8 protein-coding genes are annotated in these 13670 nt (G+C 40.3%); 4 read left to right on the top strand and 4 right to left on the bottom strand.

The features are described from left to right. Positions 1-72: 72 nt before the first annotated feature. The 4 genes from ACE1CC_RS13110 (at position 73) to ACE1CC_RS13125 (ending at position 10763) form a co-directional block, all read left to right on the top strand. Positions 73-732: a hypothetical protein gene (locus tag ACE1CC_RS13110; RefSeq protein ID WP_413270880.1), complete on the top strand. Its 660-nt coding sequence runs from the start codon at positions 73-75 to the stop codon at positions 730-732. 228 nt (positions 733-960) lie between these two features. Beyond that, positions 961-4116, top strand: a complete 3156-nt coding sequence (locus ACE1CC_RS13115; protein ID WP_413270881.1) for a CHAT domain-containing protein — start codon at positions 961-963, stop codon at positions 4114-4116. Between the two features lie 99 nt (positions 4117-4215). After that, on the top strand, positions 4216-8334 hold the full coding sequence (locus ACE1CC_RS13120; RefSeq protein WP_413270882.1) for a CHAT domain-containing protein: 4119 nt from the start codon (positions 4216-4218) through the stop codon (positions 8332-8334). Between the two features lie 92 nt (positions 8335-8426). Further along, positions 8427-10763 carry a caspase family protein gene (locus tag ACE1CC_RS13125; protein WP_413270883.1) on the top strand — a complete coding sequence of 779 codons (2337 nt, stop codon included), beginning with the start codon at positions 8427-8429 and terminating at the stop codon, positions 10761-10763. A 28-nt stretch (positions 10764-10791) separates the two neighbouring features. On the opposite strand, the gene ACE1CC_RS13130 is transcribed toward ACE1CC_RS13125, so the two are convergent. Genes ACE1CC_RS13130 through ACE1CC_RS13145 form a run of 4 tightly spaced genes read right to left on the bottom strand, consistent with a single transcriptional unit; the run spans position 10792 to position 13669 of the window. Beyond that, on the bottom strand, positions 10792-11631 hold the full coding sequence (locus ACE1CC_RS13130; protein WP_413270884.1) for a ThiF family adenylyltransferase: 840 nt from the start codon (positions 11629-11631) through the stop codon (positions 10792-10794). Further along, the gene (locus ACE1CC_RS13135; RefSeq protein ID WP_413270885.1) at positions 11609-12223 is read right to left on the bottom strand and encodes a hypothetical protein; all 615 of its coding nucleotides are present in this window, start codon (positions 12221-12223) and stop codon (positions 11609-11611) included. The genes ACE1CC_RS13130 and ACE1CC_RS13135 overlap by 23 nt, the downstream gene beginning before the upstream one ends. Then, positions 12201-12926, bottom strand: coding sequence for a hypothetical protein (locus tag ACE1CC_RS13140; RefSeq protein ID WP_413270886.1), 726 nt, complete (start codon positions 12924-12926; stop codon positions 12201-12203). The genes ACE1CC_RS13135 and ACE1CC_RS13140 overlap by 23 nt, the downstream gene beginning before the upstream one ends. Further along, positions 12923-13669, bottom strand: coding sequence for a hypothetical protein (locus ACE1CC_RS13145; RefSeq protein ID WP_413270887.1), 747 nt, complete (start codon positions 13667-13669; stop codon positions 12923-12925). The genes ACE1CC_RS13140 and ACE1CC_RS13145 overlap by 4 nt, the downstream gene beginning before the upstream one ends. Position 13670 lies beyond the last annotated feature (1 nt).

Below are 13670 nucleotides of genomic sequence, written 5' to 3' on the forward strand. Positions count from 1 at the left end.
CATAACCGTAGGGAGCCAAATATGCAGGGAAACAAAGTACAAATTCTGCATTGCAAATGTGGATTGATTTACATGAGTAAGGCTAGCGGCTCATGTTACACAGTTCGTTGTCCTGTATGTAGTCAAACTCCTAATGAAATCGAACACCTCCCGCAGTATAGTTTCTCGAATTTCAAACAACGCTTATCTTCTATGCTAGAAAAATACGTTATTCCAGGCGCGTTGACAATTGTTGGTATGGTTGGATTTGCAATTATTTCACCTCAAATCTTACCCCAACAAGTACAACTCCCGGTTGAACCAAACCCTAGTCGTTCTCCCATTTCTCTACCAAATGGGACTAATATCATTCCGCCTCAAAATTTAGAAGGATATGGAGTTCTAACAGTTGATAATGGCACAGACCGGGATGCTGTAGTTAAATTGATCGATCGCAACTCTGGCGACACGCTTCGTTTTGTGTACGTTCAAGCTAAACACCAAGTAACAATAGAAAACATTCCCCCTGGCAACTGCACTTTCAGATTCAGCACCGGAACAGATTGGGATCGACAAACAAGCAAATTTTTACAAAATCCTTCTTTTTCAGAATTCATTCAACCGTTAGATTTCCAAAGAATTCAAACAAAAGATGGAGAAAAGTGGCGAACTTATAAAGTCACACTTCATCCAATATTTGCTGGTAACGCTCAAACTAAACCAATTGGAGAAAGAGATTTTCAGAACAAGTAGTTTTGTTAAAAACTGAGGAAGAGTGATTATAAATTTATGGTAGTGGTGATGGACGTGCTTGCGGTGGTTATAATGGTTGATTTGATTATGATTGGTGAGGAGTTCTTTTGCGATCGCACGCACTCAACTCCACTACTGCCAAATTTTCTTGTATATCCTCTCCAGACTGAGAGATACTATGTATCAAAACAGTAAGTTTTTGACTCGTGCTTCAAAAGGATTCTCCCAATGCCTAAAACTTGGAAATCTCTAAGCCTGATAAATGCTACTCTAATATTTTCTTTTGCTTCTCCTCTCAAACTTATAGGAACTACTCCTAAAATTTCAGAAGCAATACCACAAGCAAAAATAAATCAGGTTAGCTTAGATAGGTCAACAAACTTGCAGCGAGAAACTGTACACCAGTTTGATAGCAGTCAGTTTAAAGTTGCTGCTCGTGTTACGTTGATACCAACTTCTCCTGTTCAATTGCAGAAAAAGTTGCAGATATATCAAGAGGCTTTAGCGACTTATAGAGAAAAAGGCGATCGCACTGGTGAAGCAAACACACTCAATCAAATAGGAACAGTTTACACTAATTTAAAAGAGCATTCTAAAGCTCTAGAATTCCATCAGCAAGCACTAGCAATTTATAAAGAAATTGGCGATCGCACTGGTGAAGCAAACACACTCAATCAAATAGGAACAGTTTACACTAATTTAAAAGAGTATTCCAAAGCTTTAGAGTTTCATCAGCAAGCGTTGACAATTTACAGACAAATAGGTGACCGCAAGGGTGAGGCAGAAACTTTTGGATATACTGGTAATGTTTACTTTAAAGCAGGTCAATATCGCCAAGTAGAGGAGCTATTTCGTCAACAATTGGAGAGTTTAAGATTAATTGGCGACAAAAAAGGAGAAAAACTTCTTCTTAATGTCATGGGTTATTACTTAAGCGAAGAATGGGGAATAAATGCTGCTTTTGGCATTGCATCTGGTAAAAACATTAACGAACGTCTGCGAGAAGGAAGGCTTTCTTGGCAAAACGTTTTAGAAATATCAAAACTAACCTTATTCATAATTAAGCAGGGTAATAACTCCAAAAAATCTTGCTTGAGATATGCTCAGACTTTGCATGGTATTGGATGGGCTTATCGCAATCTGGGACACTATGCTCAAGCATTAGATTTTTACCAACAAGCATTGAAATGTCAAGAGTATGGAGAGCAAAATCAAGAAACAAAGCTATTATTACTGATTGATATAGGGACAGTCTATATTGATTTAGCACAGTATGACCTAGCTTTGGAGAATCTGCGGAAGTCTTGTTCATCCAATCTAACACAACCATGTCATTATATCGTTCTTGCTAGGATAGGATTGGTTTACAAAAAACTTGGACAATATGATGTAGCTTTCCAGTATCTTCAGGAAGCTTTAACATTGTCACATACTCAGTATGATAAGCAAATTTTACTTAATTATATTGGAGAATTTTATGCTGAAATAGGCGAATACTCTAAAGCGTTAAAGTTTTATAATGATGCTTTAAAAAGCTCTATTTCAGGAGAACAGAGTGCTAGAGGATTTATTTTAAATAATATTGCCTTAATTCATTTGCAAACAGGAAATAATACTCAAGCTTTAGAAACTTATCAACAAGCACTTGCTCTTTTCAGAGAACTTGACGATCGCCCTGGTCAAAGGCTAACTCTCAGCAACATTGGTTTACTTTTAGAGAAGCAGAATCAGCCAGAACTAGCGATCGTCTTCTACAAAGAAGCCGTAAATATTACCCAAACTATCCGCCAAGGCTTACGAGAATTGACTTTAAAAGAACAAGAATTTTACACAAAAACTATTGCTAATACCTATCGCTCTTTAGCTAATTTATTATTATCTCAAGGACGACTCCTAGAAGCACAACAAGTATTAGAATTACTGAAAATTCAGGAAATTCGCGATTTTACTAGAAATGCTCAAGTGGGTGAGCAACTTTCTGGTATTGCCTTGAATCAGATAGAAGAAAAGATTATTAAAGAACATGGTAGTTTAGTTTCCTTCGGGCAAAAGTTAGCTGATTGTCAGAAAACTCAATGCGCTCAAAAAGAACAATTAATAGCTCAACGTACTTTTCTAACTCAGGCATATAATCAAGCAGTTCGCACTTTAGAATCAGAAATCGCCGCTCGCAAAAATCGAGATTCCGACTTCCTCAATCCGCGCAATGACCTAAACCGAAAAGCTCAAGAAATTATCAAAGCTCAACCTGGCACTTTGCTAATTTATCCCTTTGTTTTAGAAGATAAGCTCTGGCTATTAATGGCATCTGAAGGAGAAATTGTTAAAAAGTTTGAAGTGGAAGTAGGACAGCAGGAATTAGGGGAAACAGTATTAAAATTTCGGCAATTGTTATCGAAACCAAGTACTTCAATTGATGAAATCAAGCAAACTAGCCAAAAACTTTATAATTGGTTGATTAAACCTTTAGAACCTGAACTAAAAAGCAATAAACAACGACCTATTAAGCACTTAGTTTTTGCTCTAGATCGTGTCACTCGCTATATTCCAATGAGTGCTTTATTTGACGGTAAGCAATATTTAGTAGAGAACTATGCTATCTCTACTATTGTGTCAGCAGGATTTACTGATACGATCGATCGCCTACCTTCAGGAACTCAGAATGTCTCAGTACTGGCTTTGGGACTTTCTAGGGAAGTTCCTCCTGATTTTGATGCCCTGAAAAATGTACCTGTAGAATTAGATGCAATAGTTAAAACAAGAGATCGAGATTCACAAGGAATTTATCCTGGTTTAAAGTTCCTCAATCAAGAATTTGACTTTAACACTATTCAGAATAATCTTTACGATCGCAACATTTTACATATTGCCACCCACGGCGAATTTGTACCAGGTAGTGTTGAAGCTTCTTACCTTTTATTAGGAACAGGAGAAAAGTTAGCCATTCCTCAAATTGAAAATTTGAACAACTTGGGTAACGTCCATTTAGTAGTACTGAGTGCTTGCGAAACAGCCTTGGGTGGCCCAGGCAACGATGGGATCGAGATTGCAGGCATCAGCCACTATTTTTTGGCTAGAGGTGCAAAGTCAGTACTATCATCTCTGTGGAAAGTTAACGATGCCAGCACAAGTTATTTAATGCAGCAGTTCTATGAAAACTTAGCTAAAAGCACCTTTACTGCACCTGTGTCTAAAGCCGAAGCTCTGCGTCAGGCACAAATTGCTTTGATTACAAAAAACTTTTCTGTTGTTAGTACTCCAAGGGGAGAAGATGCTCGGATTGATGTAATCAGCACTCAAACTGGATTACCAGCAGGAGTAAGTAATAACCTTAGCCATCCCTATTACTGGGCACCGTTTATCTTAATTGGCAATGCTCTGTAATCAGAAACCGCAAATTTTATTTGCATAGCCTCTTCCTTAATGGGAGATATAGATAAATAAGTCAGCACTCTGTTTTCCCAATCACTGAAGGACTTACCAATGCACTACCGTCTTAAATTTCTCAGCCTTGCCACTGCTACTCTAATGTTCTCGCTCTTCGCTCCCCTTTTACCGCTTACCTTGAAGTTTGAGTCGCGAGTAGTTCGGGCACAAACAAGCCAAGACAGCGAGAATGAGGCACGGCGACTGCTTCAAAAGGGTAGCCAGCAGTATCGCCAAGCTCAATTGAAAGAAGCTTTGGAGACGTTTCAGCACGTATTAGGGATTTACAAACAAATCGGCAATAAGGCAGGCGAGGCAGAGGCTCTTAATCGCATTGGAGAAGTTTACAACGATTTAAGCCAAAATACCGAAGCACTGAAAGTGTTGCAGCAAGCGTTGGTAATTCGTCGAGAATTAGGCGATCGCAAAGGCGAAGGAGAAACGCTCGACAACATTGGAGAAGTTAAAAGTGGTTTGAAAGCACTAGAAGTGTTGCAGCAAGCATTGGCAATTCGTAAAGAAGTAGGCGATCGCAAAGGCGAAGGAGAAACATTCAAAAATATTGGAACTATTTACATTAGCCAGAATGAATTTTCCAAAGCATTGGACGCTTTGCAGCAAGCGCAGGCAATTAGTAAAGAAGTAGGCGATCGCTTTAATGAAGCGGAAACACGCGCCTGGATGGGTGTAGCTTATCAGGGTTTAGGGAAATCCGATCGTGCTTTAGAGTTTTTGAGCCAAGCACTTGCAATGAGTCGAGAGGTAGGCGATCGCATTATAGAAGGTGGAACTCTGTTTCTTATGGGATTGGTTTCCAAGGGTTTAGGTAAAGCTGAACGTGCCTTAGAGTTTTATGAGCAAGCACTATTAATTATTAGACAAGCGGGTAATAAATCGATTGAAGCTAGAACTCTCCACAACATGGGGGCAGTTTATGCCGACTTGGAACAATACCCTAAAGCTTTGGAGTTCTATCAACAAGCTTTAGCGATCAGTAAAGAAATCAGTGACAAAGCACGGGAAGGGCAAATCCTCAACAATATTGGGCTAGTTCACCACAATCAGGGACAATACTCCAAAGCCTTGGAATTTTATCAACAAGCCTTAGCGATAAGCAAAGAAACTGGTGACAAAGCAGAGGAAGGGAAAAGACTCAACAACATGGGGTCAATTTACGAAAAATGGGGACAGTACTCCAAAGCTTTAGAGTTATATCAGCAAGCCTTAACTATTGTCAGAGATATAGGTGACAAAGCGATAGAAGGAACTATCCTCAACAGCATTGGGATAGTTCACTACAACCGAGGACAATACCCCAAAGCTTTGGAATTCTATCAACAAGCTTTAACGATAAGTAAAGAAGTCGGTGACAAAGCGGGGGAAGGAACAAGACTCAATAACATAGGGTTAATTTACAAAACATGGGGACAGTACTTCAAAGCTTTAGAGTTGTTTCAGCAAGCCTTAACTATAGTCAGAGATATTGGTGACAAGGCAATGGAAGCAACTACCCTCAATAATATTGGGGCAGTTTATGCCGACCAGGGACAATACCCCAAAGCCTTGGAATTCTATCAACAAGCTTTAGTGATAAGTAAAGAAGTCGGTGACAAAGCGGGGGAAGGGAAAAGACTCAACAACATGGGGTTAATTTACGAAAAATGGGGACAGTACTCCAAAGCTTTAGAGTTGTTTCAGCAAGCCTTAACTATTGTCAGAGATATTGGTGACAAGGCAATGGAAGCAACTACCCTCAATAATATTGGGGCAGTTTATGCCAACCTGGGACAATACCCCAAAGCCTTGGAATTCTATCAACAAGCTTTAACGATAAGTAAAAAAGTCGGTGACAAAGCAGGGGAAGGAACAAGACTCAATAACATGGGCTTAGTTTATGCCGATTTGGGACAGTACCCTAAAGCTTTAGAGTTATACCAGCAAGCTTTAACTATTGTCAAAGAAATCGGTGACAAGGCAGAAGAAGGGTTAATTCTCAACAATATTGGGGGAGTTTATGCTGACCTGGGACAGTACACTAAAGCGTTGGATTTCTATCAGCAAGCCTTACTTATTCACACGAAAATTGGTGACAAGGCAAGCGAAGGGATGAGTCTTAATAATATTGGGTTAGTTTATTACAGGCTAAGACAGTACTCTAAAGCTCTGGAATCATATCAGCCAGCCTTAGCTATTGTCAAAGAAATCGGTGACAAGGCAGGAGAAGCGCAAGTCCTCAACAATATTGGGGCAGTTTATGCTAACCTGGGACAATACCCTAAAGCCTTGGAGTTCTATCAACAAGCTTTAGCGATAAGCAAAGAAATCGGTGACAAAGCGGGGGAAGGAACAAGGCTCAATAACATGGGGTTAGTTTATGCTAACCTGGGACAATACACTAAAGCTTTAGAGTTATGCCAACAAGCCTTAGTAATTCTTACGGAAATTGGCGATAAAGAAGTATTGGGAACCAACCTCAGTAATATTGGTTTCCTCCTAGCAACACAAAACCAGCCAGAATTAGCCATTGTTTTCTACAAACAATCCATCAATGTCACCGAGGCAATTCGCAAAGATTTACAAGTACTGCCAAAAGAAGAACAGGAGTCATTTACTGAAACTGTTGCAGATAGATATCGCCGTCTAGCTGACCTTCTCCTCAAACAAGACCGAGTTTTGGAAGCACAACGAGTACTAGACTTGCTCAAAGTCCAAGAACTTAATGATTATCTCCGCAACGTGCGCGGAAATAACAATACTGCTCAAGGATTGCCGAATCTTCCACTCGAACAAGAAACATGGCAGAGTTATCAAGCAATTCTCAATAAAGCTGTTGAAATTGGCAAGGAACTCACTCAACTGCGACAGCTGAAAAAACAAAATGGCACACTCACTCCGGCTCAAGAACAGCGTATCGCCCAACTGGTAAAAGCCCAAGAAACAATTAGAGGAGAGTTTAATAAATTTACCCGCAGTTCAGAAGTGTTGGCATTGGTGACGCAGCGAACTCCTGAAACTTTATCTCAGGATTTGCTGCTACGGATGGGAGAGTTCAATGCTTTACAAGATAACTTGAGAAATCTCCAACAAAATGCGGTTCTTCTCTATCCTTTAATTTTGGACGATCGCTTAGAACTAATCCTCACCACCCCTGATTCTCCCCCAATTCGCCGCACGGTTCAAGTTCCCAAAAAACAACTCAACGAAGCAATTGTAGCTTTTCGTACAGCATTACTCGACCCGGCAAAGGATGCCAAAACTCCCGGACAACAACTTTATAACTGGCTGATTAAACCCTTAGAAGCTGACTTGAAAGCCGCTAATGCCCAAACGATTATCTATGCACCAGACGCTCAACTGCGCTATATTCCTCTAGCTGCTTTGCATGATGGACAACAATGGTTAGTGCAACGTTACCGGATTAATAATATTACCGCAGCTTCTCTTACTGACCTGAACATTAAGCCGCAATCCAAACTCCAAATCCTAGCAGGTGCTTTTGCTACCGGACGCTATAGCTTTACTGTTGGTGGACAATCCTTTGACTTTGCTGGGTTGCCCTTTGCTGGTGCGGAAGTGGAAAATTTAGCGAAGACTGTTCCCACTACGAGCAAATTTATCGATCGCGCCTTCACCCCAGAAGTTGTTCCCAAAATGGATGACTACAACATAGTGCATTTAGCTACTCATGCGGCGTTTGTGGTGGGAACGCCAGATGATTCCTTTATTCTGTTTGGTAATGGCGATCGCATTACCCTCCGAGATATGCAAAACTGGAGTTTGAAAAATGTCGATTTAGTAGTACTTTCTGCCTGTGAAACTGGATTAGGAGGAAAATTAGGGAATGGAGAAGAGATTCTTGGCTTAGGCTACCAAATGCAGAGAGCAGGGGCAAGGGCTGCGATCGCCTCTCTTTGGCAAGTTAGCGATGGTGGAACACAGGTGTTAATGAACGCTTTCTATTCTGCCTTAAACAAGGGTATGACTAAAGCCGAGGCATTGCGACAAGCACAAATTGCCTTGATTACAAAAGATTTATCTGCTGTTGGTGATTCGCGAGGAGAAAATGCTTGGATTGAAGTGGTTAATACTCGAACAGGATTACCTGCACAAGTAAGCAATAATCTTAGCCATCCCTACTACTGGGCACCCTTTATTTTGATTGGCAATGGATTGTAATTTAGCTGCATAACTATTAATCATACAGGAATAAATATTCTGAGATAATCAAGCCAATCTTTCTTGCAATCTGATTCGGAGACTGTTAATTTATGCCTCGTTTTCAGCGTCGTCAGTTCTTACAATTTGCCGGATCGACTTTAGCCGCAGTTGCTTTTAATCAACTGGATATTATGCGACAGGGTAATAGGTATGCCCGTGTGTTAGCACAGAGTACACCACGCAAACTGGCAATGTTGGTAGGGATTAATGAATATCCTGACCCAATTAAGGATTTACAAGGCTGCCTCAATGATGTTGAGTTGCAACATGAATTACTTGTACATCGGTTTGGATTTAATCCCAATGATATTGTTATCGTATCTGACAATGCCAAAACTAATGACTTGAAACCAACTCGTGCCAACATTCTTCGAGTTTTCCAAGAACACTTAATCAAGCAAGCAAAACCTGGAGATGTGGTAGTATTTCACTATTCTGGACATGGTTCTCTGATTAAAGATCCAAATCCACTAGATACCCCAGAGTGTAAGAGAGTCAACAACTGTGATTTGAATGGCACGATCGTACCTAGCGATCCTTTGCCATCTCAAGCAACGGGTTCGGAAATTGTTGTACCTGATATCATGGGGCGCACGCTATTTCTATTAATGGAAGCAATAAATACAGAAAACTTAACCGTTGTTTTAGATAGCTGCTTTTCTGGGGCGGGTACGCGAGGAAATGGGGTTGTCAGGTCTGTTTCGACACGATTAAATCGTAGTGGAAAAGCTTTAATTGCTAGTGAAGAAGAACTCGACTATCAAAAACAATTGCTAACACAGCTGAATCTATCTTTTGAGAAGTTTCAGCGACAACGCCAAGCAGGAATAGCTAAAGGAGTTGCTCTTGGTTCTGCTAGCCGGAATCAGGAAGCACTAGATGTGCCTTTTGGCAACTTCCATGCAGGAGCATTTACTTACTTGCTCACCCGTTACCTTTGGCAACTTTCAGCTAATCAAACAATACAAACTTTGCAAGCTAATCTGATTCGCAGTACCAAAGCGGAAGCTATGTTAAGGGGATATATTCAGGTACCTGTTGTGGAAATAAAACCAGGAAGCAGCAATGAGCAAAAGCGTTTCTACTTCTTAGATTTTACTGCTCCTCCAGCTGAAGCAGTGATTACAAATATTTCTGGAAACCAAATTGAGTTTTGGTTAGGGGGTATTTCTTCACAAAATCTGCTATCTGGAAATACAGTTTTCACATTACTAGATCGATCGGGAAAGACGATAACAGATGTTTCAGGACAACCAATTTTACTTCAACAGACTAGCCTAAGTAATGGTAGTTTGTTTAGTTATGGAAAACTCGTTTCTGGGCAGATTAATGTTGTTAAACCGGGAATGTTTTTGCGAGAACGAATAGTGGGTATTCCTGCTAATCCGACGCTGAGGGTGGGACTTGATTCTTCTCTTGGTAATGAGATGGAGCAGGCACGCACGGCATTACAAACGGCTTTAGTTTATCAATCTATCAGCCGAATTGAAATATTGCCTGTGGATGAGCGATCGCCTGTTGATTATATCCTGGGTCGCATGACAGAAAACTATCAACGTCAACTGGTAACTCCAGAACAAAATAATTTACCTCCAGTAGGTACTATTGGAGTATTCACACCCATTATGCAACCAGTTAGTAGTTCTTTTGGTCGAGTGAGAGAATCAGCGACGGTAGCGATAAATCGTCTAAAACCTAGACTCAAACTACTGTTAGCAGGTAAAGTTTTACAAGGATTAGCAACTTCTGCGTCAGATTTGCAAATTACGGGAGAGATTTTTACAGCTAGTGGACAGGGACAAAGAATTAAGATTTCCAGTCGAGGAGCAAGGGAACGAGGAGTGCCAATCCAAACGATCGCAACAGCTTCTCAATCATTTCCATCTGGAGAAGTAATTCAATTTAAAGTCGAAAATAAAGAAGACCGAGAGCTATATTTGAGTTGTTTAGCGATCGATGCGGGAGGAAACATCTCAGTACTTTATCCTGCTAATTGGGATGCACCAGAGGAGGCGGCTAGAATCGATCGCAGCAGTAGTTTGATAGTTCCTCGCCCAGAAGATGAGGTGGTACTCAGATTACGCGGAAAAGGGCTTGTGGAGTTGCTAACACTGGTGAGCACGGCTCCACTTCGCAATGCTCTCCGGGCGCTGCAAACTATTGCTAGAGGTCGAGGAGTGAAACGAGGATTTTTACCAGTTGAAGGTGACGATCCATTAGAAGTTTTGGGTAATCTATTCCAAGACGTGGAAGAACTTTCGCGTAGCAGTCTCAGTAATGCTGAAATGGCTGGGGTTGATGTTGTTAGTAGGTCTGCCGATCGACTTGGGCGAGCGATCGATACCAAGACTTTCGCTGCTTTCTCAACTGTAATTGAAGTGGAGTAATCGAATGTTTTCTATTACCGACAATTTATTAACTTAAAAGAGTTTCTTGGGAAGTATATCGAGAACGACTACTTCCACTACCACAATGGAAATAAGTAGCAAATCGTCGTAAACTTTTGGTCAACACCAACTGTGACAACATCTCAATAGCCTCCGCAGCAACTCGTTGATTAATAAAGAGACTCTGAGCATTCACAGCAGTTATTTGAGCACAAGAAAGCTGTTGATTTGATAATTCCTCTGGTTGTGGAACAAGCAAATCAGGATGCTGAAAACTAGGAGATGGAAGATTAACACAAAAGTTAGGATTATTCAGGTCGTTAAAGGCTTTCTCTGGCTGAAAATCGTTAGTTGAACCCAGCAAAACTTGTCCAGCCGGAACACCTTGACCAAAGTTACCACAATCCATCCACCAAACTCTGGGAAGTTCCCGATTGGCATAATAATAGTCTGTTGAATCCAAAACTTTGCTAAGTTCAATCCTTGCTGTACTATTATCAACACAACCAATCAAAATAATGAGCTTTTGCCATTGTGAGTTGACGATTTCCCCAGAGAAAGAATTAGTGTAAGCACCCAGTTTAATTCCATAAGCAAGGCTATATCGAGTTGCCAAAACTTCAGCTTTGTTGAAACCAATATCTGCATCACAAAAGTTTTGACGCGGTACGTTAAGGTTATCCACTACATCAAAATCAACAAAGGTTCCTTGGGTTGCAATGCCAACCTTTTCTAAAGCTAGAATCAACCGGGCTAACATCGGTGCTAAAAATCCTCCAGTTCCCCCACATCCAACCAAGAAAAATTGGATTTGTTTGTGAGGAGTTAAGAGAATAGGAAGTGCATTAGGGTATGAGGAATCTGACATAATCGACTAAGGTAGCATCATAAATTTCTCTGGGCATCTCGAAAACAAAATGAGCAGGAATTTCCCAAAATACTTGATGATAAATCCCCACTCTCAATCGCAAAGTTGGTTGACTAAAAATTGTGCCGATGACTCCATATATTTTGAAGCCTGATTCCTCAGAATTATCTTGGTCAGAAAAGCTAGCAGGTAAAATGTGGTGACTGTGAATTTCTATCAAAATATGAGGAGAACTATCCAACCGAGTAACAGATAATTCCTGCCTTGTTTGTGGAGGAATACTAAGTTTCCATGTTTGTTCGTAGGACAAATGGAAGAGTATTTCATGAGGTGCTGCTTGTTGAGAAAGCCGCAATATTTCTTCTAGCAATTTTCGAGGAACTAGAGGATATTGAAGATGAAATTGTGGTTCAATTTCCGCTAATCCAGGGATGTTACATTCAACCAGTGGCGCAATCACACTCAATCCATCTCTCTCGCCTCGAATCAATACACCATTGTTTGCTAAAATGAATTCGTACAAAGAGGAATTACAGGGAGGAATAGGGTTTTTTTGAGCGACTAAGTAGTTAATTAAAGGTGGTTGATTCATAACTTTGTTTCACCAGTAATTCGATAAGTTCTCCAATGGTTTTATAGCGACTTGGGTAATCAACTAAGTCCCGCAATGGATAACTCCGTTTTTGACGTTTGTGCAGGTAATGTAGTTGCTTTCTGATATCTGTTGGAAATGCTTTTGACTTGCCAGTAACGCTATCACCATTGAAGGGACTGCTACCAAATAGTTTCCAGACAAATTCAATAGTCTCGGTGCTTACATCAGGGACAAAGTTGTTACCAAAGCAGATGGCTCCCCAAGAGTTAATATTAGGTAAGGGAGCATGGAATACTTTGGCATCTGGGTCAAATTGCTTGCTCTTTACTGCCCAAAGGAAATATTGCCGACCTATACCCATTAACACTAATTCGGGCAATGGTAGAGAAAGAATTTGGTTTTGACTATCTTCAACAAACGTAAATTGATTGTTGCTTGTTGGCGGAATAAATTTGACAATGAAACTTCCCTTGCTAATGCTTCCCCATCTAACAATACCAGGGGGTAGAAACCCAGAATCAACTGGTAATTGAGAAAACGCATTTCGCACGGCTTCTGAGGAAATAAATTTACTAAAAATCTGGTCATTTTCTTGATATTTTAGTAAATATTGACCTTCAAAAATGTAGAGAGAAGCGAGGATGTCTTTGGGTGCGATCGCATTTATTAACGACCGACTTTCTAAGTTAGCTAAAGTCATAATTTACTTTTTTTAGCATCATTCCAAAGTTGGATCAGGGAAATTTTGTTCTGGTTACTTTCCTGCAACCACAAACAAAGTAGTTCGGCTTTTTGGTTAAAGTTTTGTGCGATTAACCAATCAGCAGCTAAGATAGAAAGATTAGATTGTGACCACTCAAAATAGAAAGCAGATTCCCCAGTTTCATCAAGCCAAATACTACCTGTACTGTGGTCGATAATACTGATAGCTTCATAGAAATAACATATTGGCTCAGAAGCTTGGTTACATAGCTGCTTGAGTTTGTCGAAATCAACTTGGTCGGCGGTAACTACTCGACCCGGCTTAATGCCAAAATGAGTATACCAATCACCTTGTAAATAAGCTGAATCATACAAACAAATGAGAAATTGTGTACTTGGCTCAAATTCTTCGATATCCCTTTGATAAAAATCCAGTTCGTGAGACCAAAATGGGATAAAATCCAACCTTTCATCCCATGCAAAACAGTCTAAATTAATAGGAAATAATCGAGAATCAACTAATTCTAAAAATTGGATTTCTCTGAGAGAATAAGGAGAATTATAAGCCAGGGGAAAGAAAGGTGCGATTGATTTTTCCCATTCACAAGGAAAGTTGGTTTTGTAGAGAGAAAGTAAAACAACACTTTCTTTTAATTGAGTCAAATAATCAAGTCCCTGTGCAACAGAAACAGGGACTTGACAAGAGCGCAAATGTGTAATGGCAGCAGTGGTAACTGACATT

This window comes from Floridaenema aerugineum BLCC-F46 (assembly GCF_041929345.1).
Lineage (GTDB): Bacteria > Cyanobacteriota > Cyanobacteriia > Cyanobacteriales > Aerosakkonemataceae > Floridanema > Floridanema aerugineum.